Here is a 23,574-nt window from a genome sequence, read left to right on the forward strand (position 1 = left end):
CCTATCCAGAACAGAAACTTGAAGATGGCGACGATCAAATTTGCAAGGTCAAGCCAGAAGCCAGACTCGATAGGGAGAGCAAAGTTCCCGCAGATATATTAGTGATGAGTTTTTAATAATTAAATCTGATAATCAACATTGCTTGACTTCAGTCAATTCCAGGAATGTCAAGCGGCGCCGAAATGAACGAATTACGGGCGTCTTTACACAGTTGTGGCAGGGAGGAGGTCGGAAAAGGGCCGGCCCTCGATCATGACGAGTTCGTGCAAAATCACGGTAAGCCTGCAAAGATGGAGTGATTACGCGGCGTCTTGCCTCAGCTGCGGCAGGGAGGCCATCAGGTCGGAGAAGCGCTGGCCCTGGATCATGACGTGTTCGCGCAGCAGTTGGGCGGCCAGGTCGCCGTCGCCGGCGAGGATGGCTTGCACTACGCCGTCGTGTTCGTGGTAGGAGGTGGCCAGGCGGTTGCGTACCCGCAGTTGCAGGCGGCGATACGGGCGCAGGCGGCGGTACAGGGCGCGCGTCTGCTCGATTAAAAACTGGTTGTGGCTGCCCGCGTAGATCGCTTCATGGAAGACTTCGTTGCGGTAGTAGTAGACGTCCGGTTCCTGAGCGTCCAGCGCTTCCTGGCAGGCCTGATGCGCCGCCAATAAAGCCTGCTGCTCTTCCGGCGTCATGCGGCGCGCGGCAAGGCGGCCGCAGGTCGATTCCAGTTCCGACATCACTTCGAACATTTCCACCAACTGCTGCGGCCCCAGCTCCGCCACGATGGCGCCCCGGCGCGGCCGGATCACCACCAGCCCCATCGAGGCCAGCTGGATCAGCGTCTCGCGGATCGGCGTGCGCGACACGCCAAAGCGCGTGGCCAGCTCGGTCTCGTCCAGATGTTGCCCCGGCTTCAGCTCGCCAACGGCGATCAGCTCTTCGATTTGCTCGCGCAGGGTGGTGGGATGGGTGGTCATGTCTGCATTATATCGCTTGACAATGTATTCGCAACCGCTATTCTTGTATACATAAGACCGAACGTTGCATAATTCACCCACCCTTGGAGGATGTATGAGCGCTATCACCCGCAGGTCCGTACTGGCCGCTTTGGCCGCCAGCCCTTTGTTGCTGCAACCTGTCTGGGCGCAGACCGGGCTGAAAATTTCCCACCAGTTCCCCGGCGGGACGCTCACGGAGGGTGATTTCCGTGACCGCCTGACCCGCATGTTCGCAGCCGAAGTGGAAAAGCGCTCCAAGGGCGCGCTCAAGTTTTCCATTTATCCCGGCTCCTCGCTGATGAAAACCAACGCCCAGTTCTCGGCCATGCGCAAGGGCGCGCTGGATTTGTCGCTGGTGCCGCTGTCCTACGCCGGCGGCGAGGTCCCGGAAGTGAACATCGGCCTGATGCCCGGCCTGGTCACCTCCTACGACCAAGCCTACGGCTGGAAGAATGCGGAAGTGGGCAAGGAGCTGGCGCGCATCCTGTATGACAAGGGCATCGTGATGTTGAGCTGGATCTGGCAAGGCGGCGGCATGGCTTCGCGCGGCAAGCCGGTGGTCGATCCGGACGACGCCAAGGGCATGAAGATACGCGGCGGCTCGCGCGAGATGGACTTGATGCTGAAGGCCGCCGGCGCCGCCGTGGTCACGCTGCCGTCCAACGAAATCTACGCCGCCATGCAGACCGGCGCGATGGAAGCGGCGCTCACCTCCTCCACTTCGCTGATCTCGTTCCGTCTTGAAGAAGTATCGAAATCCCTGACCACCGCGCGCGCCGGTTCCTACTGGTTCATGCTGGAACCACTGATGATGTCGCGCTCCGTGTTCGACCGCCTGCCGAAGGAACAACAGCAAATCCTGCTGACCGTCGGCGCCGAGCTGGAAGCGTTCGCGCTCAAGTCGTCCAAGGAGGATGACCAGCAAGTGGCCGCCGTCTACCAGAAGACCGGCGCCAAAGTAGTCGATATGAATCCGGGCGCGCTGAAGAAATGGCAGGACATCGCCAAGGCCACCGCGTGGAAGGACTACGGCGAGAAGAACCCTAGCTGCGCCAACCTGCTCAAACTCGCGGAGAAAACGCTGTGAGCCACGGCGTCGAACTGCAGCCGTCACGCGGCCCCGCACCGCCGGACAATCCCGTCATTGCGGCGCTGACAGCGTGGATGGACAAACTCAATCGCTTGCTGATGGCGCTGTCCATGATCGCGCTGGTGCTGACGGCGCTGGTGCTGACGTACTCGGTGGTATCGCGCTATTTCTTCCACGCGCCCACCGACTGGCAGGACGAGGCCTCGGTATTCATGCTGGTCGGCGTGACTTTTTTCTGCACCGCCTACGTCCAATATCATCGCGGCCATATCGGCATTGAAGCGGTGGCCGGCCTGCTGCCGCGCCGCGTGAATGCGGTGCGGCTGTTCTTTGTGGATCTGGTTTCGATGCTGTTCTGCGCGTTCTTCACGTGGAAATCGTGGCTGCTGTTCCATGAGGCGTGGGTCGATGGCCAGACCACCTCCTCCACTTTCGCGCCGCCACTGTGGATCCCCTACTCCATGATGGCTGCCGGCATGACCCTGCTGACGCTGCAGATTGTTCTGCAAACGCTGGCCCGCCTGACCAACAAACCGGAGCAAGCAGCATGAGTGACCTGACCCTGGGCGCGCTGTACGGCGCCGTCACGCTGGTGGTGATGTTCTCCGGGATGCCGATCGCATTCGCGCTGGGCGTCGTGGCCACTGGCTTTATGTACTTCTTCATGCCGGCATCGTCGCTGGACACCATCACGCAGAATGTGTACGAAGAGATGGCCTCCATCACGCTGTTGTCGATCCCGCTGTTTATCCTGAAGGGCGCGGCCATCGGCAAGTCACCGGCGGGTAAGGACTTGTACTCCGCCATCCACACCTGGATGCACAAAGTCCCCGGCGGCCTTGGCATCGCCAACGTGTTCGCCTGCGCGCTGTTCGCGGCGATGGCCGGCTCGTCGCCCGCCACCTGCTCGGCCATCGGCTCGGCCGGCATTCCGGAGATGCGCAAGCGCGGCTACTCGCCGGGCTTCGCGGCCGGCATCATCGCGGCCGGCGGCACGCTTGGTATTTTGCTGCCGCCGTCGATCACTATGATTCTGTATGCTGTGGCGGCCGAGCAGTCGCTGGGCCGCTTGTTCCTGGCCGGGATCGGCCCTGGCATCCTGCTGGTGATCCTGTTCGCAGGCTATGCCGTCTACCGCGCCCGCAAGGAATACCGCATGGCGCTGGACATTTACCAGAAAGGCGGCGAGAAGTCGGCCTATCTCGAAGATGAGCATTTCACGCTGCGCGAAAAAGTCGAAATGCTGCCGCGCGTGCTGCCCTTCATCGTGCTGCTGATCGGCGTGATGGTGGCGCTGTATGGCGGCTTCGCCACACCGTCCGAAACGGCAGGCCTCGGCGCGCTGCTCGCACTGGCGCTGCTGGCCGTGATCTACGGCGTGTGGCGGCCGAAGGATTTGTCGCCCATCCTCGGCTCGTCGATCAAGGAATCGACCATGCTGTTGCTGATCATCGGCATGTCGCTGCTGTACTCCTATGTGATGAGCTACCTGCACATCAGCCAGTCGGCAGCTGCATGGGTGGTCAGCCTGCACCTGTCGAAGTGGGTGCTGCTGGCGGTGATCCTGCTGATGGTGATCGTGTTCGGCTTCTTCCTGCCGCCGGTGTCGATCATCCTGATGACCGCGCCGATCATTCTGCCGCCACTGCGCGAAGCCGGCTTTGACCTGATCTGGTTCGGCATCGTGATGACGGTGGTGATGGAGATGGGCCTGATCCATCCGCCGGTGGGGCTGAATATCTTCGTTATCAAGAACATCGCGCCGGACATTCCGCTCAAGGATGTGGTCTGGGGCGTGTTCCCCTTCCTGTTGCTGATGGTGCTGGCGGTGCTGCTGCTGTGCGTCTTCCCGTCGATTGCAACCGGTCTGCCTGACATGATTATGGGAGCTAAATAAAATGTCCTGGAACACCTTGCAGCAAAACCGCGCGGCGCGATTGCAGCGTGCCGGCGCGGCGCTGGGCGCGGAACTGGACGGCAAAAGCCTGCCGGCCGCGCGCATCGCCGATCTGCTGCATGCGGTCATCGAATGCGGCGACCGCGTTTGCCTCGAAGGGAACAACCAGAAGCAGGCCGACTTCCTCGGCCATGCCCTGGCCAACCTGGATGCGGCGCGCGTCAACAACCTGCACATGCTGCAATCGGTGCTGGCGTTGCCGGAGCATCTCGATGTATTCGAGCGCGGCGTCGCTTCGCGGCTGGATTTTTCCTTCTCCGGCCCGCAGGCGGCGCGGGTGGCGCGGCTGGCTTCCGCCGGCAAGCTGAATATCGGCGCCATCCACACCTATCTTGAGCTGTTCAGCCGCTACTTCATCGACCTGCCGCCGCGCGTGTGCCTGATCGCGGCGGAAGCGGCGGACCGCCACGGCAACTTGTACACCGGCCCGAACACCGAGGACACGCCGGCCATCGTCGAGGCCACGGCGTTCAAGCAGGGCATCGTCATCGTGCAGGTGAATAAGCTGGTGGACAAAGTGCCGCGCGTCGACGTGCCGGGCGACTGGGTGGATTTCGTGGTGCAGTCGCCGCGCCCCTACTACATCGAACCGCTGTTCACGCGCGACCCGGCGCAGATTTCGGAGATCCAGGTGCTGATGGCGATGATGGCCATCAAAGGCATCTACGCCGAGTATGAGGTGCAGCGCCTGAACCACGGCATCGGCTTCGACACCGCAGCCATCGAACTGCTGCTGCCGACTTACGCCGAGTCGCTTGGCCTGCGCGGCAAGATCGGCAAGCACTGGGCGCTGAATCCGCATCCGGCGCTGATCCCGGCGATTGAAGCGGGCTTCGTCAGCTCGGTGCATTCGTTTGGTTCGGAGCTGGGCATGGAGGACTACATCCATGCGCGGCCGGACGTTTTCGCGATCGGCCCGGACGGCACCATGCGCAGCAACCGTGCGCTGTGCCAGGCCGCCGGCCACTATGCCTGCGACATGTTCATCGGTTCGACCTTGCAGATTGATTTGCAGGGCAACTCGTCCACCGCGACGGCGGGCCGCATCGCCGGCTTTGGCGGCGCATCCAATATGGGTGCGGATGCGCGCGGACGGCGTCACGCCAGCCCGGCGTGGCTCAAGGCCGGCCAGCAGGCGCGCGAGGGCCGCAATACCATCCCGCGCGGCCAGAAGCTGGTGGTGCAGATGGTGGAAACCTTCCGCGAGCATATGCAGCCTGCCTTCGTTGAAAAGCTCGATGCGTGGGTGCTGATGGAGCAAGCCAAGATGGCGATTCCGCCGGTGATGATTTACGGCGACGACGTTACCCACATCCTGACCGAGGAAGGCATCGCCAACCTGCTGCTGTGCCGCAGCGACGAGGAACGCGAGCAGGCGATACGCGGCGTGGCAGGCTACACGCCGGTCGGACTTGGCCGCGACCGGCGCATGGTGGAGAATTTGCGCGATCGCGGCGTGATTACCCGCGCCGAGGATCTCGGCATCGACAAGCGTCTCGCCACGCGCGACCTGCTGGCGGCCCGCAATATGAAGGACCTGGTGCGGGCATCGGGCGGCTTGTACAACCCGCCCAAGCGTTTCCGCAACTGGTAAGGAGCACGGACATGGAAACTCTCAACTATCGATTTGAACAAGGAACGCGCCGCCTCACCGCCGCACCGGAAGTGGTGGGCGTGGTCGGCTCGGGTAATCTTGAAGTGCTGATCGAGCCGGCCGCGCTGGATGGTGCGTGCACCATCGAGATCAGCACCGCCGCCGTCGGCTTCGGCCCGATCTGGGCAGCGGTGATGCGCGACTTCCACGCGCGCTGGCTGCTGGCCGATACGCGTATTTCGATCAACGACATGGGCGCGACGCCGGCCGTGGTCAGCCTGCGTCTGGACCAGGCCGTGCAGACCATGCTGGGAGACGCAGCATGAGCCGCGCAATCAGCTATCAGGAAGCGACTGCGCGCGAGCGCTTGCAGCTTCTATTCAATGCCGGCAGCTTCGAGGAATTCATTCCACCGTCGGCGCGCGTCACCAGCCCTCACCTCGCACAATTGAATGCGCCGGTGGCGTTTGACGATGGCGTGGCTATCGGCCGCGCATTGCTTGGCGGCGTGCCAGTGTACGTGGCGGCGCAGGAAGGCGCATTCATGGGTGGCGCGGTCGGCGAGGTGCATGGCGCCAAGCTGGTCGGCCTGCTGCGCAAGGCGGTTGCAGATGGCGTGGCAGCCGTGGTGCTGCTGGTGGAGTCGGGCGGCGTGCGCCTGCATGAAGCCAATGCGGGCCTGATCGCGGTGTCGGAAGTGATGCGCGCCCTGCTCGATGCGCGCGACGCCGGCGTTGCGGTGATTGCGCTGGTGGGCGGCGCCAATGGCGCGTTTGGCGGCATGGGCATCGTCACGCGCTGCGCGAATGTGGTCATCATGTCGGAGGAAGGACGGCTGGCGATGTCCGGGCCGGAGGTGATCGAGACCGCCAACGGCGTGGAGGAATTCGATTCACGCGACCGCGCGCTGGTGTGGCGCACCAGCGGCGGTAAGCACCGCTATCTGCTGGGCGATTGCCAGCGTATCGTGGCCGATGACGTGGCGGCCTTCCGCAGCGCCGCGCAGGAGGCGGTGGCGGCGCTGTCTGGCGGCGCCACCGGCCTGACGCTGGAAGCGCTGGAGGCCGAGCAGCAGATGCTGGAAGCGCGCTTGCAGAACTTCGGCGCCCTGCCCGATCCGGTCGATATCTGGAGCGCGATGCAGATGCCGGATGCGGCCAATATTCCCATGCTGGATGTGGATAGCTTTATCGCGGCGTCGGCAACGCGCCGCAAGGGAGCCTGAGATGGACTGGAAAAAACTGGCGGATGCGCTGTTCCCCGAGGGGCACGCCATCGTCGAGCAGAACGAATTCCTGAGTGGTAGCGCGCAAGTCGACGGCCGTGCGGTGGCGGTGATCGGCACCACTAATCACACGCCGATCGGTGTGGAGATCGCGCTGGCGCAAGCGCAGGCGATCCTGCGCACGGTGCGCGAGAATCCCGGCATGCCGATCCTGATGCTGATCGATACGCAAGGCCAGCGCCTGCGCCATCGCGACGAGATGTTGGGCATTAACAGCTACATGGCGCATCTGGGCAAGTGCGTGGATCTGGCGCGACGCAAGGGCCACAAGATTATCGGTCTGGTGTACGACCAGGCGTTGTCGGGCGGCTTTATCACCAGCGGCTTGATGGCGGATGCCTGTTACGCCCTGCCCGATGCGACCATTCGTGTCATGGGCTTGCCGGCGATGGCGCGCATTACCAAGGTGGCGGAGGAATTGTTGACCGAGCTGGCGCAGAGCAATCCGGTGTTTGCGCCGGGGCCGGAGAATTATCTGCGCATGGGCGGGCTGGAATCGATCTGGAATGGCGACCTGGCAGCGCATTTGCGTGCGGCGCTGGCGCAGCCGTCGGCCGGCGATCAGCGCAGCGCCTTGGGCTTGCAGCGCGGCGGCCGCAAGTTGGCGCAGCCGGTGATTGATGCTGTGGTATCGGGCGGCCATGTCCACGCTTGAACGTCATATGCTGGTGTGGCTCAGCGAGGCTGGCTGGGAAGCCGCGCGTGCTACCCAGTCGCAGCATGCGGCGGCGTTGACGCAGTGGCAGCGCCGCAACTGGCCTGCGGTAGTGAGGCGGCAGGATGTGGATGCTTCGCTGGATGAAGTTTGCCTTGGCCTGCCGGTGCCGCCAGATACTGCCGGCGTGAAGACGCGGATTGCCTTGCGCGTAAAGGCTGCCGATGTGGTGCGGTCGTCGGCGGCGATGGGGCTACGGGCGGCGTTGCCATTTTCCGGCGCCTGGCATGCGCGCTTGACGGCATTGTGCGATGAGGCTTCGGCGCTGCACCTGCGCGTCTTTGGCTCGCTGGCGATGCAGGCGTTGACTGGCTTGCAGTACGTGTCGCCGGCTTCGGACGTGGATCTGCTGTTTCATCCGGCCAGCCGGCAGGAATTGGATGATGGTTTGGTGCTGCTGGAGCGTCACACGAAGCATCTGCCGCTCGATGGCGAGATTGTATTCCCCGGCGGCGCGGCGGTGTCGTGGAAGGAGTGGCAGATGGCGGTGCGCCATCCGGCCAAGGTGATGGTCAAGGAGTTGCACACGGTGCGCTTGACGAATACTGCTTCGCTTCTGGCGACACTGGATGCGCAGGAGGTACAGCGATGCGCATGATCACAGTGCGCCAGCGCGGCGCGGCGGCTCAACCCGCATCGCAGCTTGCGGGGTCCGCGCGCGCAATCGGCCGCACCGCACGGCGAGCATTTGCGCGGCAGGTAACGCGGCTGGCGGTGCGCAGCCTGCACGCGGAGCTGTGCCTGTATCCGAAGCCGGGACTGGTGTCGCCGGTGGATAGCGGCAGCCACGATGACATGGATGCGGGCACCTTCATGCACAGCATGTTCGCGCTGCGCCACTACTTCCGCAAAATCTGTTTGGCAGGTTGGGATGACGCGCCGTTTGCGCAGTTGAAGCAGTTGGGCATCGCGGCGGAGGAAGCGATGCTGAAAGCGACACGCGGCATCAACACGCATCGCGGTGCGATCTTCAGTCTCGGTATGCTGTGCGCCGCCGCCGGCCGCGCGCGTGCGCAAGGCACGCCGCTTACCCCTGCCGCCCTGCGTGCCGCGATGCTGATCCGCTGGGGCGAGGAACTCGCGGGCCACGCGGCTCCTGCAGCAACTGCGCAAACGAATGGTTTGCGCGTGGCGGCGCGGTATGCGGTGAGCGGCGCGCGGGAGGAAGGCGCGCTGGGATTGCCGTCGGTGTTTGAGGTTGGCCTGCCGGCCCTGCTGGCGGCGCGCGCACGTGGCGCTTCGGTCACAGAGGAGCGCGTCGATACGCTTTACACGCTGATGGCGCACATCAGCGACAGCAACGTCTATCACCGCGCCGGTCCGCAAGGCGCGCAGATCGTGCGCGATCATGCGGAGCGTTTTCTGGCGTTGGGCGGGACGGCAAGCGCGGGCTGGCGCGTAAGGGCCATCGCCAGCCATCACGTCTTCATCGAGCACCGGCTGTCGCCGGGCGGCGCGGCGGATCTGCTGGCGGCGTGCTGCCTGGTGCAAGCCATCGCAGCGCTGGACCAGCAATGAGCCGCGCGCGCCTGCTGCTGCTCTGTCCCGGCCAGGGAGACCAGCATGCCGGGATGTTCAACCTCGCGCGCACCAACCCCGCCGCGAATGCACTGGCTGACCGTCTGACCGCGCTCGCTCCCATGCCCTCCACCGCAAACCGGGCCGGCAGCGTCGCCGACAGCGCGCCAGACGGCTTGGCGCGGCCAAGCGATGGTGACCTGTTCGCCAACCGCGTCGCGCAACCGTTGATCGTCGCGGCCACGCTGTGCATGTGGGAGGCCATCCGCGATTTCGCGCCGCAGCCGGCGCTGGTGGCTGGCTACAGCATTGGCGAGTTGTCTGCGCATAGTGTGGCCGGTGCCTTCATGCCTGAGCAGGCGGTCGTGCTGGCGGCGCAGCGTGCGCAATTGATGGACGATTGCCAGCGCGCCGCACCCGGCCAGGCGCTGCTGACCATCACCGGCCTGCCGCTTGCCAGCGCCAGCAGCCTGGCCGCGCATCATGGCTATCACGTCAGCATCGAAACCGGGGAAGATACCTGCATCGCCGGCGGGCCTGCCGCGCAGGCCGACCAACTGCAGCAGGCGATTGCGGCAGCCGGCGCGCGCAGCAAGCGCCTGCCGGTGGAGGTGGCGTCGCACACGCCTTACATGGCTGGCGCGGTGGCGCCGTTCGCGGCGGCGTTGAGCGCGGCTGCGTCCCTGCCGATGCAAGCGCCAGTGATGGCCGGGATAGACGCCGCTCCCGTCAGCGATCAAGCACGCGCGGTCGAAACGCTATCACGCCAGCTGGCAGAAAAGATCCGCTGGCTGGCGTGCATGGACGCCGCCGCCGAAGCCGGCATCACCGTCGCACTGGAACTCGGCCCCGGCGCGGCGTTGTCGCGCATGCTGCAGAACCGGCATCCGCACATCAACACCCGCTCGGTGGCGGACTTCCGCACGCTGGACGGCATCCGCAAATGGCTGGAGCGCGCCAGCGAGGGGTGACACAACGCTGATCAGCGGTTGTTCTGCATCGCCCACGCGACGATGTTTTGCGCATCCATCGCGCCGGGCTGGCGCGCCACTTCGCGGCCGCCTTTGAACAGCGCCAGCGTCGGGATGCTACGGATGGCGTAGCGCGCCGCCAGATCCTGCGCCTGTTCGGTGTCCACCTTCACCACGCGGAACTGCGGCTCCAGCCGCTGCGCCGCCTGCGCATAGAACGGCGCCATCGTGCGGCACGGGCCGCACCACGGAGCCCAAAAGTCCACCAGCACGGGAATGTCGCTACGCTCGATCTGCTTCAGAAACCGCGCGCTGCCCAAGTCCACCGGCGCCCCGGTGAACAGCGCCTTCTGGCACTTGCCACACACCGGCTCCGCCGCCAGCCTGGCCGCCGGCACCCGGTTCACCGCATCGCAATGCGGACACACAATATGCAGCGACTCCGGCTGCGCAGGACTGGTATTGCTCATCGTGATTCTCCCAACATCAAGCTGAGCATGATAATGCAGCGCTGAAAAAATAGCGATTCACGAGTCAACGGGGCGTACCAAAAAAACCTGCTTTAGCGATTGCGCAGCGCCCAGCGCATCGCTCCATGCCTCCACTTGCGCCAGGTTAGCTTTGGCCAGCTTGGCCTGGGCAGTTTTCGGCAACGGCCCGAAGCGCTTGGTTAGCTGACGTTCCAGCAGAGCGATAGCACCTTCGGCGCGCCCTTCTTCCCTCCCTTTCTTCAGTCCTTGTTGCAGTCCTTTTTCAAGCCCTTCTTGATGCCATCATCGATAAGCATTTGCTCCAATGGATTGTACAGTTCCATTTAGCGCTCCTTTTCCATCCGTTGCAAGGCCCTCCAGTAACGTCGCTCATAAAGCTCAGGCAAGACCATCATCAGTCTGCCGCCAGACGCCGCTGCACCATATGACAAACAGCAAAAAAAATGCCGCGCCGTGCGAGTGGTTCGCGCGGCGCGGCGGGTTACGGCGGGGAGCCGCGATCAGGTTTCTTTACGGGCGCCCGACTGCTTGCCGGTCTGGCTGGCGGCCTGGGCTGCGGTCTGGGCCTGGGTGGCCTGGCCGCCTTGCATATGACCGCTCTCACGGCCTTCCGCGCCGTTCTGGCCACTTTGCAGGGTCTGGCTGCCGCGCCCTTCATTGCCGCGCGACTGGTTGGCGCCATCCGAACGGAACGACGAGAACGGATCAGTGAAGCGCTCCACGGCCTCCTGCTGGCTGCGCAGGTTTTTTTCCGTTTCTTCCGAGGTCACGCGCGCCACTTCGTCGGCCAGCGCCTTGGCGGTGCGGCTGGTTTCCTGCACGTGCTCTTCTGCCACCTTGGACAGGTCGACGTGGGTATCGGCGGCAATGCGCGACAGGTGTTGCTGATACGCGCGCAGCTTTTCAGCGGTCGGCTGGGCGTGGGATGCAGCGGCGGCCAATACCTCGGTCGCGCGGTGCGCCGTGATGACCTGCTGGCCGGCCTGCGTGGATTCTTCCAGCAGGGTCTGCGCCAGTTGGATGTTCAGGTCGCTGTACTGCTGGACGGTGCGGAACAGGGATTTCGACATGTCGTTGAAGAACGACAGTTGCGCTTCCATGTGGTTCTTTGCAGCGGGGGTAACGATTTGGGAAAATGGGTACATAGATTGCCTCGAAGGTTAAGTGCCAGGGAAATGATCCGCGCTGCGGTTGCAGCGCGAACGTCAAGGCTACGTTAACCTCACCGGGCACGTTTGATAAATATCAAACGTGCCGGCATACCCGAATATTCCTACTTAAACAGGACAGCGGCTTTCTGCACGGTAATGGCAATGCCGATCGCCAGCGGAATGCCCACCGCCAGCCAGCCGAAGGCCACCGCCACCGGACTGGTGACGCCGTTCGAAGCCACCACCGTGCCGGTCGATGCCGCCGCATCGCGCTCGTGCGCCAGCTTCTTCTCGGCCGCCAGTTCGGCGTCGGTCATGAAGTGCTTGTCGGCCACCGGACGCACCAGCAGGTTGCAGATCAGGCCCACCACCAGCAGGCCGGCCAGCACATACATGGTGATGTCGTAGGCTTGCGCTTTCGGCACGCCGTTGGCGATCTGGTACTCGCGCACGTAGTTGACCAGGATAGGACCGAACACGCCAGCCGCCGCCCACGCTGTCAGCAGGCGGCCGTGGATGGCGCCCACCATCTGCGTGCCGAACAGGTCGGCCAGGTAGGCCGGCACGGTGGCAAAGCCGCCGCCATACATCGACAGGATGATGCAGAAGAAGCCGACGAACAGCGCCAGGTGGCCGCCATGCGCCATCGACGGAATCGAGGCATACAGGCCCAGGCCCAGCACGAAGAAGATGCCGTAGGTAACCTTGCGGCCCAGGAAGTCCGAGCACGACGCCCACACGAAACGGCCACCGATGTTGAACAGCGACAGCAGCCCGGTGAAGCCGGCCGCGATGGCGGCGATCTGCGCTTTTTGCGCGGTGTCCAGTTCATTGAAGGTCTTGGCCACGCCCAGCAGCTGGCCGCCGAAGATTTCCTGCAGCAGCGGCGAAGCCATACCCAGGATGCCGATACCGGCCGTCACGTTCAGGCACAGCACCCACCATACCAGCCAGAACTGCGGAATGCCCCACACCTTGCTGGCGTGGACGTGTTTGGTGGTGATCATGGCGTTGGCGTTGGTGGCCGGCGGGGTCCAGCCCGCTGGCTTCCAGCCGGTCGGCGGCACGCGGTAGGACAGCGCGCCGGCCATCATGAACACGAAGTAGATCGCGGCCATGACCAGGAAGGTTTGCCACACGCCCACCGAGTCAGCGGTGGCGAAGAATTTCATCAGCTTGTCGGCCAGCGGTGCGCCGATCATGGCGCCGCCGCCGAAGCCCATGATGGCCATGCCGGTCGCCATGCCGCGACGGTCCGGGAACCATTTGATCAGGGTCGACACCGGCGAGATGTAGCCCAGCCCCAGGCCGATACCGCCGATCACGCCGGAGCCCAGCCACATCAGCCAGATCTGGTGCTGGTACACGCCCAACGCCGAGATCACCAGGCCGCCGCACCAGCACACCGCCGATACGACACCGGCCTTGCGCGGACCAGCGTGCTCGAGCCAGCCGCCGAACAGCCAGGCCGACAGGCCGAGGAACACGAAGAACATGGTGTACATCCAGCCCAGCATCGAGATCTGCCAGTCGCAGCTCGACGACAGGATGCGTTCCAGCACGCCGATATCGGCCGGGCACGCCAGCGCTTCCTTGATGCCCAGCGCCTTCGACAGCGGCAGCCAGAACACCGAGAAGCCATAGGCCATGCCAATGCACAGGTGAATTGCCAGCGCCGCAGGCGGCACTAGCCAACGATTAAATCCGGCACCGGCGACGGTGCGTTCCTTTTCCAGAAAATCAAACAAAGCCATTCTTTTTTTCCCCAATGAGTGTTTCTCAAAAACAATATCGGGCGCAAGAATAGCACAAGTGCAATAACTATGGGATACGTTTAAGGTCGTCCAGGGTGAACCACAACTCCCTGCGGCTGAGCGGCGTTTGCGGCGGCAGCAAGGGGTTGGGCAGGTTGATCAGCACGCGCTTGTCGAGCCGGGCTTGGCGGATCTGCTTGCCGTAGTAGGCGTAGAACAGTTTTTCAAAGCTGCCGTCTGCCAGCGCCGCTTCCAGGCCGCGGCGGATGGCCTCGGCCAGCGCGCTGTTGTTGCGGTTGACGAAGAAGTAGTCGGCGGTCGGGTAGCGCAGCACCACGTAAGGATCAATCGCCAGCTCGGGATGGCGCGCCGCCTCGGCCCAGATTTCATTGGCCGAACGCGGCGCCCAGTCGTAGCGGTCGGCTTTCAGCAGGCCGAACAGGTTCTGGTAGATCGCCACCGGCTGCACCGGCAAGCCGCTATGGCGCAGGATCCCGGTGTCCGGCCAGTCCTGGCCCTGCCCGGCAGTGAATTGGCGCAGGTCATCCAGGCCGCGCACCGCCTTCAGCAGCTCGCGGCGGTCGGCGCGCAGCAGGCCGATGCGCCAGCCGATCAGGCCGCGCGTCATCGGGATGCGCACCGGCAGCATTTTCGCTTCGCGCTCGATCGAGGTCATGGTGGCGACCACGTCGACGCTGCCACGCGGCGATTGCAGCTCGGCCAGCGCGCGGTTTTGCTGCATGTGCGTCGGCGAGATGTCGACACGGTAGTGGCCGCCGGCCTTGGACAGCGCCAGTTGCAGCAATGCGACGCCATAGTCGCCCTGGGCGCCGTCACCGTTCGAGCGCGGGAAGCGGACGGCCGTCGGCTCGGCCGCCGCCAGACCGCACCACAGGCAGAGTATCCACAGCAGTCGCATGAGCAGTCACTTCCATGAAGGATCGCTTTCGATGCTACGCCTGCCCAGGGATATTATCAAGCTGCCAAGAGAAATTGCAACAGCTTAGTTTGCGGTGTACACTGTAGTCTTATTGCCGAAGGGAAATGTCATGGCCATTGCCGCACTGAGTTCTGGAGTTACCGGTCTCAACGCCGCCGAGCGCGCGTTGGGCAACAGCGCACATGCCATTGCCAACATCGGCACCCAAGGCTTCCAGCCGTCACAGGCGGTATTCAGCGAAAATGCCCCGGCCGGGACCGGCGTGTCGATTTCCACGCGCGGACAGGAATTGCTGCAAGTGGATGCGCCGAGCGCCACCAACCTCGCCACCGAAACCACCAACTCACTGGTGTACAAGGCCCAGTTCGACCTGTCGGCGAAGGTGATCCAGGCTGCCGACCAAAATCTGGGCACCCTGATCGATATCCAGGCTTGACACCACGCCGCGCGCCAGAATGCCGGCGGCGCACGGTTCATGATCGGTCGCCCTGCCGGTGAGGGCGTCTAAACGCTAGCGTCAGCGATCATTCTTGTTGCTTTGACGGCCCGCTTCCGCATGCTGCTCGGGCGTGCCGCCGCGCGTGCCACCACTGCCGCCGCCGCTGCCGCCGCTACGGCTGTTGTCGTCGCTTTGCTGGCTGCCGCCGCGGCTACCGCCAGTTTTGCTACCCGACCCGCCGCTGCCGCTTTGCTGGTTGCCGTCGTTCTTGTGGCTCTGGCTGCCGGCTTGGCGCGCTTCTTCGGAATCGAACTCGTGCGCGTTACCGGAAGCATGGGCGGCGCGGCCACCTTCGGCGGCGATTTCACGCTGGCGTTCCGGATCCATCGAAGCGAAACCGCGATTGCTGGTATCGCTCTGCTGGCTTTTGCCGCCCTGGCTACCTTGGTTGCCCTGGTTGCCCTGATTACCTTGCTTGCCTTGGTCGTCCTGTTTCGAGTTGGCCATGATAGGTCTCCTGTAGTGTGAATTGAACCTAGTGCCGATGCACTAGAGGACCACCATCCTAAGGCTGGCGCGGCAATGCGAGTAGAGCCGCTCGCCCCTTCGTCATGTAGGACATTCCTTGCTTGTTTAAACCAACGGTCGTCTCCTGTTCAGCCCAACGGTTTCACTGCGCGTAGCGGGCGACTGCTGACGTCGACGTATGGCACACTAAGCGCATCATCACCCGAGACAGGCAGGAACCAGCATGAGCGCCGGCCCCGACGACCAAGACCCGCCGCAAGCCAATCCGCAACGCCGCGCCTCCGACCACGGCGACCGCCGCCAGCACGAGCGCAAGACCCATCACGATCAAGCCACGCCGCGCTATCTCGATCCCGGCGACACCGTGTTCAGCCTGTGGGGCCGGGTCATCATGGCGCGCTACCGGCGCATCGCGGCGGCGGCCACGCGCCACATCATCCAGCGGCCACTGCACATCGGCGTGTCAGCACGCATCTTCCATCCCGAGCCCGGCGCCACCGGCCTGCGCAGCAAGAACCTGCAATACCTGGAAGAGTCAATCGCGCAGTGGGTGATGTCGCGCGACGTGCTGGTGTTCATGATCCCGACCGTCAACACCGAGGGCCTGCTGCATCCGTCCAACATCCGCCTGCGCGACTACGCCAAGCATCTCGACGGACTGGTGCTGCAAGGCGGCGCCGACGTCTCGCCGCAAAGCTATTCCGAAACGCCGACCCGGCCCGAATGGGGCGGCGACCGCGCGCGCGACATGTACGAACTGGAACTGCTGCATGAATTCGTCGAGGCGGGCAAGCCGGTGCTGGGCATCTGCCGCGGTTGCCAGCTGATCAACGTTGCCTTCGGCGGCACGCTGTACCAGGACATCGCTACCGAGATGCCCGAATCACTGGCCCACGTCAACGACGAGTACGACCGCAACCGCCACGAAATCAGCTTCCCGGCCGGTTCCTCGCTGGCGCGCCTGTTCAAGGGCCGCGCCACCGGGCTGGTCAACTCCATCCACCATCAGGCGGTGAAGACGCTGGGGCGCGACATGGCGGTGGAAGCGCTGTCGGTGCCGGACAATATGGTCGAGGCCATCCGCTACCGCAAGGCGCCGTTCGTGATGGGCCTGCAATGGCACCCGGAATTCCACCGCGCCGGCGGGGTCGAGCTGCTCGACTGCACCGCCATCCTCGACAATTTCCTGCGCGTGGCGCGGGAGACACGCTTCTAGGCATCAAAATGATGCCATTAAAAAATGTATTTTGATTTTGTGTCATCACCGGGTGTAGACTGACGGTCTTCGAAATGCAGGATAGATCTTCATGAAATGCTCCGCCGTCGTTGCCGCTAGCCTGCTGCTCGCACCGCTGACCTGCGCGGCGGAAGAGATCATCCAGGCCACCTATAGCGACCGCCCGCCCTACCTGCTGCCGCAAGCAGACGGCTCGCCGGCCGGCCTGACGGGCACGCCCGCCGCCGCCGCATTCAAGGGCTCCGGCGTCGCGGTGCGCTGGGCCCGCATGCCGACCAACCGCCAACTGGCGCTGATCAAGGATCCGCACAGCCTGAGCTGCGCGATCGGCTGGTTTGCCACGCCGGAGCGCATGGAATACGCCAAATTCACCAAGGCCATCTACCGCGACAAAAGCTGGATGCTGCTGGCCAATGCCGCCTTCGCGGCGCGCGGCATCAGCAGCATCAGCGAACTGGAGAGCCATCGCGATATCCGCGTGCTGGTCAAGGACAACTACTCCTACGGCGGCATCGACAAATTCATCCAGAAATGGAATCCGGTGGTGGCCGTGTCCACCGCCTCCACCATCAAGATGCTGCAATCGGTGGCCAAAGGCGCGGTGGACATGATGTTCGTCTCGGAAGACGAAGGCAATTACATCCTCAAACACGAGGCCGGCGAATATGCCGCCAACCTGCGCCTGCTGACGCTGAAAGACATGCCGCGCGGCGGCGAACGCCACATCATGTGCAGCAAAGGCGTGCCGGATGAAGTCATCAACCGGCTGAACAAGGCCATCACCTTCAAATAATCACGACCTGCGGAAGCGCTGGATGGCCGCATCCACCACGCCTTCCACGCTACCGCTGCTGTCGAACTGCTGGCGCAGATAGTGGGCGTCGCTGCCCTCGTGCGTGACCTGCACCAGATGCTGCAGGCCGGCAGTGCCGCCCAGCGCCGCCGCATGCGGCTCCATCTTGCGCAGCGTGGTCAGGATGTCTTCGCGCAGCGACAAATTCTCGTAGGTCTTCGGATGGACGATGGCGCCGTCGAGGCCAAAGCGGCAAGCCTGGAAGCGGTTGTAGTTGTAGACCAGGTAATCGTCTTCCGCCGGCGCTTCCTCACGCCGTTCCAGCAGGTAGCGGCAAAGCGCCTGCAGGTACACCGCCAGCGCCGCCGCCCGTTCCACCGTCAGCGGCGTGTCGCACACGCGCAGCTCGATGGTGCCGTATTCCGGCTTGGGGCGGATATCCCAGTAAAAATCCTTCATGCTCTTGATGACGCCCGTGTGCTCCATCTTGGCAAAGTATTCGTGCTCGAAGGTGGACCAGCTTTGCGTGAACGGCGCGCGGCCGCTCATCGGAAACGCGAACACGGAATTCAGGCGCGCGGAGTTGAACAGCGTGTCATTCCCCTGCACATACGGCGACGACGAGGACAGCGCGATAAAGTGCGGCACGTAGCGGCTCAGCGAATGCAGCAGGAACAGCGCATCGTCGCCCGAAGCGCAACCGATATGCACGTGCTGGCCGAAGATGGTGAACTGCTTGGCAAGATAGCCATACAGCTCCGACACTTCCTTGAAGCGCGGCTTGGAGAAGATGCGCCGCTCCGACCATTTCTGGAACGGGTGGGTGCCGCCGCCGCAAATGCCGATGTTGAGCTGCTCGCCGGCCTGCACCAGCGTGTCGCGGATCACCTGTAGCTGCTTCACCAGTTCCGTGTGATTGGTGTGCACGTCGCTGTTAATCTCGATCATGCTCTCGGTGATCTCCGGCGTGACGTTGCCGGGGAAAGGCTTGCGGCCCAGCAGATGCAGCAAGTCCGGGCTCGATGCGGTCAGGTCGAAGTCCGACAGGCTGACCAGTTGCAGCTCCAGCTCCACGCCCATCGTAAGCGGCTGCGATGATTTGAATGCTTCCAATGCCATTATTTTTCCTCCTGTGGCGTTTCGTTCGCCCAGTGCAGCGCGCGCTGCGTGATCACGGGGCCGACCACTTCCAGCAGCAGCGTCATCGCCGCCAGCGCGGCCAGTTCATCCACCAGCACGATGCCCATGTATTTGGTCTGTTCCAGCAGCAGCGTGACGAACACCGACATCGGCGACAGCGCGATGCCGGTCAACAGTCCCTTGCGCCAGGTGATGCCGCCGGCGCGCGAGAACGCGGCCACGCTCAGTGCCTTCACCACAAAGCGCGCCAACAGCAGAACCGCCGCCAGGCCGGCGCCATCGACCACGCGCTCCCATTCCAGCGTCGACACGGCGAACACGAACAGCAGCACCGTCAGCAACTCGCCGATGCCGCCGAAATTGCGCTCGGTGCGGCTGAAGGCCACGCGCTTATGGCGTGCCGTCAGGCCGAAGGTGAGCGTTGCCAGCACCGGCGACACGTCAAACGCGCGCGACGCCGCCACCAGCAGGATCACGCCGAGGGCAAACGCGATGGTGCCATCCTGTGCCAGCGCGCCAAGGCGACGCAGCACCAGCGGCACGATAAAGCCCATCAGCGCGCCCATCGCGGCCGACACCAGCAGCTCGATGCCGCTATGAGAAATCGCTTGCGTCAGACTGCCCGAGGTCTGGAACACCCAGAAGCCCACCACCACCTTGAACACGAACAGCGCGATCACGCTGTTGATGGCGACCAAATGCAGCACGCGCTCGGTGACCTGACCCGAGCTGTCTTCTTCATTAATCACGCGCAGCACACCGGCCGGCGAAGTGGACATGGCCAGCGAGGCCAGTAACAGAGAGGTCAAAGGCGGCATGCCGGTGAGATGCGAGATGAGGTAGACCACGCCGAAGGTGGCGGCCGATTCGGCCAGCCCGCTGACCGCGATCCAAGGATTAATCCGCAGCCAGTGCAGATTGATGCGGTAGCCAAACTCAAACAAGATCAGGCCAAAAGCCAAGTTCGCGAGGATGGTCACATTGCTGGAAGCGCCGCTGCTGAGCGCATCCGGAAAAGCCTGTGCCAGTAAAAAACCAACCAAACCGTAGACACTGATGCGCGGTAGGCGCGTCCAGCGATGCACGAATTCCCCCGTCAGCCACGCCACGGCAATCGCCAGCGGCCAGCCCAGATCGGCCAAAATGACCTGAATATCCGGCATGTACTTCTCCTTTTTAAAGATACTTGTACAATTCTGGGCTATTGCCAGCTTTTTCACTGTGCGCTGGGGAACATAAGGAAATAAATATGCTGGAACTTGTCAGCGAACACGCTTGCTACGGCGGCGTACAGCGCTTCTACCGTCATGAATCGCGCGAGATCGGCCTGCCGATGCGCTTCTCGGTTTTCATTCCGCCCCAAGCGGAGCAAGGCCCGGTGCCGGCGCTGTTCTACCTCGCGGGACTGACCTGCACCGAAGAGACCTTCATGATCAAGGCCGGCGCGCAGCGCGTGGCGGCGGAACTGGGCCTGATGCTGATCGCGCCGGACACGTCGCCGCGCGGCGCTGGCGTTGAAGGCGAAACGGCGAGCTGGGATTTCGGCGTCGGAGCCGGCTTCTATCTCGATGCGACGCAGCCGGCGTGGGCGAAGCACTATCGCATGTACAGCTACATTCACGAGCTGCGCGAGCTGGTGACGAAAGAGCTGCCCGCCGACGACGCGCGCATCGGCATCTTCGGCCACTCGATGGGCGGACATGGCGCACTGACGTTGGCGCTGAAACGGCCGGACGTATTCCGTTCGGTGTCGGCGTTTGCGCCGATTGCCGCACCGTCGAAATGCCCGTGGGGCGTGAAAGCCTTCAACGGCTATCTGGGCGAGGACAAGGCCGAGTGGGCGCAGTACGACGCCAGCATGCTGATGGCGCAGTCGAAGACGCCCTTCCCGGCCGGCATCCTGATCGACCAGGGCCTGGGCGACAAATTCCTGCAAGAGCAGCTGTATCCGCAAGCGTTTGAAGCCGCGTGCATGACCGCAGCGCAGCCGCTGACCTTACGTCGGCACGAGCGCTACGATCACGGCTACTACTTCATCTCGACGTTCGTGGAAGACCACCTGCGCTTCCACGCCAAGAACCTGGCTACAGCTTAATCTCCGTACCCAGCTTTTGCAGGAACTGCGCAATCCACGCCGGATGCGCAGGCCAGGCCGGCGCGGTGACGAAAATGCCATCGGTGACCGCCTGGTCGACCGGTATATCGGCATAGTTGGCGCCAGCCAGCTTGACCTCCGGCGAGCAGGCCGGGTACGCGGAGATGGTCTTGCCTTTGATGACTTCCGCAGCCGCCAGCAACTGCGCGCCGTGGCAAATCGCAGCGATCGGCTTGTTGGCGGCGGCGAACTGCTGCACCAACTCGATCACGCGCGGATTCAAACGCAAGTACTCCGGCGCACGGCCGCCGGCGATGGCCAGCGCATCGTACTTGCTCACATCGGCGTCGGCAAAATTGGCGTTGAGGGTGAAGCGGTGGCCGGGTTTTTCGGTGTAAGTCTGATCGCCTTCGAAATCATGGATGGCGGTCTTGATGGTGTCGCCGGCCTGCTTGTCCGGGCAGACGGCATGCACCGTGTGGCCAACCGCCTGCAGCGCCTGAAACGGCACCATCGTCTCGTAATCTTCCGCAAAATCACCCGTCAAAAACAGTATCTTTTTCGCTGCCACGGTAGATCCTTTCTTAGAAGTTAAAAGGGCCTCAATGTTCCCATTGTGACCACGCCATACTAACCTCTTTACCCGCCCTCTGCTCGCCCAGAGCCGAGACGCCCAAGCGCTTCTTACCTGAGTGAGAATTTGTTAACTTTGCCGATGCGCAAAATGCTATGCTCAAACTCAATCAGCCGAGTTGATCGCTAGCTGACGGCTGGAGAACTGTAGAACAATTAAAAGGAACTATGATGTTTCGCAAATTGATGCCCGTTGTATGCGTTCTTCTGTTTGCTGGATGCGCCCAAGTTCAGGGGGCATACAACGATTACCAAGATGGGCAAGAAATGGCATACGTAAATAAAGCTAAGACAGCCTGCACCCGTTTTGGGTTCACGCCAGGCACCGACGCATTTGCAAGCTGTATTGATAAGAACGTGAACGCTGAAAAAGACCGAGATGCCCTGAAAAATGCAGCATTTCATTCCGATTCAAAAAAATGACATTGCAAGTGGTCGTAGCCACCGTTCACGAAGTCCGCACGAGGTCGAGTTCCAAGTCGCAAGTCGGGGTCAGCCAGTCGGCACAGTCGAGGGGCAGCTCCGGCAATCTGACAAATGACGCTTTGCCGGAACTCCCCAAAGGTTTGAAATGATGAGTTGACGCCAAATTCGGCCAAAGCTGCCTTTAAAAAATTAGTTAAATAAAAAAACAGAGGGAAGAAATGATTAACTTTCGCCAACCAACTGTGCTTTTCGTTGTACTTTTCCTTGCAGGCTGTGCATCACCTAAGTACAACTACGCTGCAAAGGTAACTGCAATTAGTGAGCCACTGCTCAACACAACCCAAATAAGCAGTGTTGGCGATACCTTATTAAGGCAAGGGAAATACAAGGAACATGATGCGCTTTATCTCTCGACCAAAGGGGACGTAAGCTGGGCCTATAGTTTACTTGCAGGGTATTACTTAAAACATGGCGAGGATGAAAGTGCTGAATACTATCTCCCTGCCAAAGGTGACGATGCAGGCGGAGTGGATAAGGCCGCGCTGGCAGACCCTTGGAAGAGCGTCATGGCAAAGAAGGATGGCAAAACGATCTGCATAGTTACGGTGTTCAATGCCACGTCCTGTGATGACAAAGTGAACTTCGAGAGAACTAAGAAGCCAATTCTTACGATGGACTCCTTCCAACAAACTCTCATCTACAGCGGGAAGGTCGGTAATAAGATCAACATCGGATACAGGGAGTCATCGGGAAACCTTGCTCGGCCAGCATTCAGCAACAATGTTGAATATGACCTATCAGAATCGTCCACGATAGGCTATAAAGGTGCTCAGTTGGAAATTCTTGAGGCTACTAACCAGTACATCAAGTATCGCGTTATTCGGAACTTTAATTACGCACAACAATGAGGAACTGACCCCGAGGGTGCAAATATAATACGGAGCCCGCATGTCTCAACAGGAATTATTAGATTCGAACACACCTTTACTTTCCAAGCCTGCGACGGAACTGCTGTCGGCCTTTGGTTCCGGTAAAGCTTCCCCAGGATCTGGTAGTGCAGCCGCCTTAATGGGCCTGCTGTCAGCTAAACTGATATTGACTGTTTGTTCAATTAGTAAAAATAAGCCCGAGTGCAAGAAGGATGACGCGACTTTTGATATTATTATCGAGAAAATACGTGAGGACATTGAGCCGCGTCTCCGAGAACTTTTCGAAAGTGATGCAAGAGACTTCGATCGAGTAGTCGCTTTAAGAAAATTGCGTGATCAAGCGACCACGTCAAAAGAGAAAAGCGATTTTTCGCGAGAGTCGAATGAACTATTGGAAAAGGCTACCGATTACGCGTTCGAAATTGCTGAACTTTCCATGCGTCTCATAGATCATGGAATTATCATCTTTGACCACGGATGGCATGCAGTGAGAGGAGACTCAGGGGCTGCGATTAGCGCGGCTGTTTCTGGAGTTATGTCCGGAATATTTATTATTAGCCTTAACCTAAAAACACTTAAAGATAGAAAATATTCACGAGATAAAATCGCACGATGTCACGATCTATATTTATCTATGCAAGGTAAGCAGGCTGCGGCATTTAAATGCGTAACGTCTATTAATGCGGAAGCAATATCGGCTGTACAGCTGGAGCTTCCCGTTGGTATTTGAAAGCCCAAAAAAATTGAACAATATTAATTTTATGGCGGAATATCTCACGTGATGAGAGTTGATGAAAATTTTCGTCTATAGGGCAACAGGGGCAAGCCCTCCATTTCTACAAGTTCTCGGCCGTAGATGATGCTTATTGATAAGTTCGTACCTGCCTCCCGACGCCCTCCAGGCG

The 23,574-nt window shown here is 61.8% G+C and carries 27 protein-coding genes; 17 read left to right on the top strand and 10 right to left on the bottom strand.

Going from position 1 to position 23,574, the window contains the following annotated elements; translation table 11 throughout:
- Positions 1-299: 299 nt before the first annotated feature.
- Positions 300-962: a GntR family transcriptional regulator gene (locus BMZ70_RS08165; RefSeq protein WP_092272184.1), complete on the bottom strand. Its 663-nt coding sequence runs from the start codon at positions 960-962 to the stop codon at positions 300-302.
- Between the two features lie 94 nt (positions 963-1,056).
- On the opposite strand from BMZ70_RS08165, the gene dctP reads away from it, so the two are divergent.
- Genes dctP through BMZ70_RS08215 form a run of 10 tightly spaced genes read left to right on the top strand, consistent with a single transcriptional unit; the run spans position 1,057 to position 10,113 of the window.
- Positions 1,057-2,070, top strand: a complete 1,014-nt coding sequence (gene dctP, locus BMZ70_RS08170; RefSeq protein WP_092272187.1) for a TRAP transporter substrate-binding protein DctP — start codon at positions 1,057-1,059, stop codon at positions 2,068-2,070.
- Positions 2,067-2,624, top strand: a complete 558-nt coding sequence (locus BMZ70_RS08175; RefSeq protein ID WP_175500767.1) for a TRAP transporter small permease — start codon at positions 2,067-2,069, stop codon at positions 2,622-2,624. Before dctP ends, BMZ70_RS08175 begins: the two co-directional genes overlap by 4 nt.
- Positions 2,621-3,970 carry a TRAP transporter large permease gene (locus BMZ70_RS08180; RefSeq protein WP_092272189.1) on the top strand — a complete coding sequence of 450 codons (1,350 nt, stop codon included), beginning with the start codon at positions 2,621-2,623 and terminating at the stop codon, positions 3,968-3,970. The genes BMZ70_RS08175 and BMZ70_RS08180 overlap by 4 nt, the downstream gene beginning before the upstream one ends.
- 1 nt (position 3,971) lies before the next feature.
- Positions 3,972-5,624: a malonate decarboxylase subunit alpha gene (gene mdcA, locus BMZ70_RS08185; protein WP_092272192.1), complete on the top strand. Its 1,653-nt coding sequence runs from the start codon at positions 3,972-3,974 to the stop codon at positions 5,622-5,624.
- Between the two features lie 11 nt (positions 5,625-5,635).
- The gene (gene mdcC / locus BMZ70_RS08190) at positions 5,636-5,950 is read left to right on the top strand and encodes a malonate decarboxylase acyl carrier protein (RefSeq protein ID WP_092272195.1); all 315 of its coding nucleotides are present in this window, start codon (positions 5,636-5,638) and stop codon (positions 5,948-5,950) included.
- A complete protein-coding gene (locus tag BMZ70_RS08195) occupies positions 5,947-6,849 on the top strand; it encodes a biotin-independent malonate decarboxylase subunit beta (RefSeq protein ID WP_092272198.1) in 903 nt (300 codons plus the stop codon). The genes mdcC and BMZ70_RS08195 overlap by 4 nt, the downstream gene beginning before the upstream one ends.
- Before the next feature lies 1 nt (position 6,850).
- Positions 6,851-7,564 (top strand): biotin-independent malonate decarboxylase subunit gamma, encoded by a 714-nt coding sequence (gene mdcE, locus BMZ70_RS08200; RefSeq protein ID WP_092272201.1) that lies wholly within the window; start codon positions 6,851-6,853, stop codon positions 7,562-7,564.
- Positions 7,551-8,222 carry a malonate decarboxylase holo-[acyl-carrier-protein] synthase gene (gene mdcG / locus BMZ70_RS08205; protein WP_229205341.1) on the top strand — a complete coding sequence of 224 codons (672 nt, stop codon included), beginning with the start codon at positions 7,551-7,553 and terminating at the stop codon, positions 8,220-8,222. The genes mdcE and mdcG overlap by 14 nt, the downstream gene beginning before the upstream one ends.
- On the top strand, positions 8,213-9,142 hold the full coding sequence (gene mdcB / locus BMZ70_RS08210) for a triphosphoribosyl-dephospho-CoA synthase MdcB (protein WP_092272206.1): 930 nt from the start codon (positions 8,213-8,215) through the stop codon (positions 9,140-9,142). Before mdcG ends, mdcB begins: the two co-directional genes overlap by 10 nt.
- A complete protein-coding gene (locus BMZ70_RS08215) occupies positions 9,139-10,113 on the top strand; it encodes an acyltransferase domain-containing protein (protein ID WP_092272209.1) in 975 nt (324 codons plus the stop codon). Before mdcB ends, BMZ70_RS08215 begins: the two co-directional genes overlap by 4 nt.
- Before the next feature lie 11 nt (positions 10,114-10,124).
- Here the strand turns inward: BMZ70_RS08215 and trxC are convergent, their stop codons facing one another.
- From trxC to BMZ70_RS08240, 5 genes are all read right to left on the bottom strand, one after another.
- Positions 10,125-10,583 carry a thioredoxin TrxC gene (trxC, locus tag BMZ70_RS08220; protein WP_092272212.1) on the bottom strand — a complete coding sequence of 153 codons (459 nt, stop codon included), beginning with the start codon at positions 10,581-10,583 and terminating at the stop codon, positions 10,125-10,127.
- A 57-nt stretch (positions 10,584-10,640) separates the two neighbouring features.
- Positions 10,641-10,859 (bottom strand): DUF4351 domain-containing protein, encoded by a 219-nt coding sequence (locus BMZ70_RS29290; RefSeq protein WP_092272215.1) that lies wholly within the window; start codon positions 10,857-10,859, stop codon positions 10,641-10,643.
- Between the two features lie 245 nt (positions 10,860-11,104).
- Positions 11,105-11,704 carry a phasin family protein gene (locus BMZ70_RS08230; RefSeq protein WP_229205342.1) on the bottom strand — a complete coding sequence of 200 codons (600 nt, stop codon included), beginning with the start codon at positions 11,702-11,704 and terminating at the stop codon, positions 11,105-11,107.
- A 173-nt stretch (positions 11,705-11,877) separates the two neighbouring features.
- A complete protein-coding gene (locus BMZ70_RS08235; protein WP_092272220.1) occupies positions 11,878-13,509 on the bottom strand; it encodes an OFA family MFS transporter in 1,632 nt (543 codons plus the stop codon).
- A gap of 67 nt (positions 13,510-13,576) precedes the next feature.
- Positions 13,577-14,428 (bottom strand): substrate-binding periplasmic protein, encoded by an 852-nt coding sequence (locus BMZ70_RS08240; RefSeq protein WP_092272223.1) that lies wholly within the window; start codon positions 14,426-14,428, stop codon positions 13,577-13,579.
- Between the two features lie 130 nt (positions 14,429-14,558).
- Between BMZ70_RS08240 and BMZ70_RS08245 the strand changes: the two genes are divergently transcribed.
- Entirely contained in the window at positions 14,559-14,885 is a 327-nt protein-coding gene (locus tag BMZ70_RS08245; protein ID WP_092272225.1) for a flagellar basal body rod C-terminal domain-containing protein, read from the top strand.
- Between the two features lie 81 nt (positions 14,886-14,966).
- Here BMZ70_RS08245 and BMZ70_RS08250 read toward each other — a convergent pair whose 3' ends face one another.
- A complete protein-coding gene (locus tag BMZ70_RS08250) occupies positions 14,967-15,395 on the bottom strand; it encodes a KGG domain-containing protein (protein ID WP_092272228.1) in 429 nt (142 codons plus the stop codon).
- A 244-nt stretch (positions 15,396-15,639) separates the two neighbouring features.
- Here BMZ70_RS08250 and BMZ70_RS08255 point away from each other — a divergent pair, with 244 nt between their 5' ends.
- Complete coding sequence (locus BMZ70_RS08255) at positions 15,640-16,632, top strand: gamma-glutamyl-gamma-aminobutyrate hydrolase family protein (protein ID WP_092272230.1); 993 nt, start codon at positions 15,640-15,642, stop codon at positions 16,630-16,632.
- 91 nt (positions 16,633-16,723) lie between these two features.
- A complete protein-coding gene (locus tag BMZ70_RS08260) occupies positions 16,724-17,446 on the top strand; it encodes a substrate-binding periplasmic protein (RefSeq protein ID WP_092272233.1) in 723 nt (240 codons plus the stop codon).
- Here BMZ70_RS08260 and BMZ70_RS08265 read toward each other — a convergent pair whose 3' ends face one another.
- Both BMZ70_RS08265 and BMZ70_RS08270 read right to left on the bottom strand, forming a co-directional pair.
- Positions 17,447-18,565 carry a YbdK family carboxylate-amine ligase gene (locus BMZ70_RS08265; RefSeq protein WP_092272236.1) on the bottom strand — a complete coding sequence of 373 codons (1,119 nt, stop codon included), beginning with the start codon at positions 18,563-18,565 and terminating at the stop codon, positions 17,447-17,449.
- Complete coding sequence (locus BMZ70_RS08270) at positions 18,565-19,749, bottom strand: cation:proton antiporter (protein WP_092272239.1); 1,185 nt, start codon at positions 19,747-19,749, stop codon at positions 18,565-18,567. Before BMZ70_RS08270 ends, BMZ70_RS08265 begins: the two co-directional genes overlap by 1 nt.
- Before the next feature lie 86 nt (positions 19,750-19,835).
- Between BMZ70_RS08270 and fghA the strand changes: the two genes are divergently transcribed.
- Positions 19,836-20,681: an S-formylglutathione hydrolase gene (gene fghA / locus BMZ70_RS08275; RefSeq protein WP_092272242.1), complete on the top strand. Its 846-nt coding sequence runs from the start codon at positions 19,836-19,838 to the stop codon at positions 20,679-20,681.
- Here fghA and BMZ70_RS08280 read toward each other — a convergent pair.
- Entirely contained in the window at positions 20,671-21,252 is a 582-nt protein-coding gene (locus BMZ70_RS08280) for a DJ-1/PfpI family protein (RefSeq protein WP_092272245.1), read from the bottom strand. The genes fghA and BMZ70_RS08280 overlap by 11 nt on opposite strands.
- A 230-nt stretch (positions 21,253-21,482) precedes the next feature.
- Here BMZ70_RS08280 and BMZ70_RS27945 point away from each other — a divergent pair, with 230 nt between their 5' ends.
- From BMZ70_RS27945 to BMZ70_RS08290, 3 genes are all read left to right on the top strand, one after another.
- On the top strand, positions 21,483-21,737 hold the full coding sequence (locus BMZ70_RS27945) for a hypothetical protein (protein WP_130300854.1): 255 nt from the start codon (positions 21,483-21,485) through the stop codon (positions 21,735-21,737).
- Between the two features lie 221 nt (positions 21,738-21,958).
- A complete protein-coding gene (locus BMZ70_RS08285; protein ID WP_092272248.1) occupies positions 21,959-22,648 on the top strand; it encodes a hypothetical protein in 690 nt (229 codons plus the stop codon).
- Between the two features lie 40 nt (positions 22,649-22,688).
- Positions 22,689-23,399, top strand: coding sequence for a cyclodeaminase/cyclohydrolase family protein (locus tag BMZ70_RS08290; RefSeq protein WP_092272251.1), 711 nt, complete (start codon positions 22,689-22,691; stop codon positions 23,397-23,399).
- Positions 23,400-23,574 lie beyond the last annotated feature (175 nt).

The sequence above is a fragment of the Duganella sp. CF402 genome (assembly GCF_900109645.1).
In the GTDB taxonomy this organism is placed as follows: domain Bacteria; phylum Pseudomonadota; class Gammaproteobacteria; order Burkholderiales; family Burkholderiaceae_D; genus Rugamonas.

What these genes read in the sequence shown, in the direction of transcription:
- BMZ70_RS08260 (WP_092272233.1), top strand. Translation starts at nt 16,724, where the DNA reads ATGAAATGCTCCGCCGTCGTTGCCGCTAGCCTGCTGCTCGCACCGCTG.
- BMZ70_RS08235 (WP_092272220.1), bottom strand. Translation starts at nt 13,509, where the DNA reads ATGGCTTTGTTTGATTTTCTGGAAAAGGAACGCACCGTCGCCGGTGCC.
- BMZ70_RS08245 (WP_092272225.1), top strand. Translation starts at nt 14,559, where the DNA reads ATGGCCATTGCCGCACTGAGTTCTGGAGTTACCGGTCTCAACGCCGCC.
- fghA (WP_092272242.1), top strand. Translation starts at nt 19,836, where the DNA reads ATGCTGGAACTTGTCAGCGAACACGCTTGCTACGGCGGCGTACAGCGC.
- mdcC (WP_092272195.1), top strand. Translation starts at nt 5,636, where the DNA reads ATGGAAACTCTCAACTATCGATTTGAACAAGGAACGCGCCGCCTCACC.
- BMZ70_RS08180 (WP_092272189.1), top strand. Translation starts at nt 2,621, where the DNA reads ATGAGTGACCTGACCCTGGGCGCGCTGTACGGCGCCGTCACGCTGGTG.
- BMZ70_RS08290 (WP_092272251.1), top strand. Translation starts at nt 22,689, where the DNA reads ATGTCTCAACAGGAATTATTAGATTCGAACACACCTTTACTTTCCAAG.
- mdcA (WP_092272192.1), top strand. Translation starts at nt 3,972, where the DNA reads ATGTCCTGGAACACCTTGCAGCAAAACCGCGCGGCGCGATTGCAGCGT.
- BMZ70_RS27945 (WP_130300854.1), top strand. Translation starts at nt 21,483, where the DNA reads ATGATGTTTCGCAAATTGATGCCCGTTGTATGCGTTCTTCTGTTTGCT.
- BMZ70_RS08195 (WP_092272198.1), top strand. Translation starts at nt 5,947, where the DNA reads ATGAGCCGCGCAATCAGCTATCAGGAAGCGACTGCGCGCGAGCGCTTG.
- BMZ70_RS08265 (WP_092272236.1), bottom strand. Translation starts at nt 18,565, where the DNA reads ATGGCATTGGAAGCATTCAAATCATCGCAGCCGCTTACGATGGGCGTG.
- mdcB (WP_092272206.1), top strand. Translation starts at nt 8,213, where the DNA reads ATGCGCATGATCACAGTGCGCCAGCGCGGCGCGGCGGCTCAACCCGCA.
- BMZ70_RS08270 (WP_092272239.1), bottom strand. Translation starts at nt 19,749, where the DNA reads ATGCCGGATATTCAGGTCATTTTGGCCGATCTGGGCTGGCCGCTGGCG.
- BMZ70_RS08165 (WP_092272184.1), bottom strand. Translation starts at nt 962, where the DNA reads ATGACCACCCATCCCACCACCCTGCGCGAGCAAATCGAAGAGCTGATC.
- BMZ70_RS08250 (WP_092272228.1), bottom strand. Translation starts at nt 15,395, where the DNA reads ATGGCCAACTCGAAACAGGACGACCAAGGCAAGCAAGGTAATCAGGGC.
- BMZ70_RS08255 (WP_092272230.1), top strand. Translation starts at nt 15,640, where the DNA reads ATGAGCGCCGGCCCCGACGACCAAGACCCGCCGCAAGCCAATCCGCAA.
- BMZ70_RS08285 (WP_092272248.1), top strand. Translation starts at nt 21,959, where the DNA reads ATGATTAACTTTCGCCAACCAACTGTGCTTTTCGTTGTACTTTTCCTT.
- BMZ70_RS08240 (WP_092272223.1), bottom strand. Translation starts at nt 14,428, where the DNA reads ATGCGACTGCTGTGGATACTCTGCCTGTGGTGCGGTCTGGCGGCGGCC.
- mdcG (WP_229205341.1), top strand. Translation starts at nt 7,551, where the DNA reads ATGTCCACGCTTGAACGTCATATGCTGGTGTGGCTCAGCGAGGCTGGC.
- BMZ70_RS08215 (WP_092272209.1), top strand. Translation starts at nt 9,139, where the DNA reads ATGAGCCGCGCGCGCCTGCTGCTGCTCTGTCCCGGCCAGGGAGACCAG.
- trxC (WP_092272212.1), bottom strand. Translation starts at nt 10,583, where the DNA reads ATGAGCAATACCAGTCCTGCGCAGCCGGAGTCGCTGCATATTGTGTGT.
- mdcE (WP_092272201.1), top strand. Translation starts at nt 6,851, where the DNA reads ATGGACTGGAAAAAACTGGCGGATGCGCTGTTCCCCGAGGGGCACGCC.
- dctP (WP_092272187.1), top strand. Translation starts at nt 1,057, where the DNA reads ATGAGCGCTATCACCCGCAGGTCCGTACTGGCCGCTTTGGCCGCCAGC.
- BMZ70_RS08230 (WP_229205342.1), bottom strand. Translation starts at nt 11,704, where the DNA reads ATGGAAGCGCAACTGTCGTTCTTCAACGACATGTCGAAATCCCTGTTC.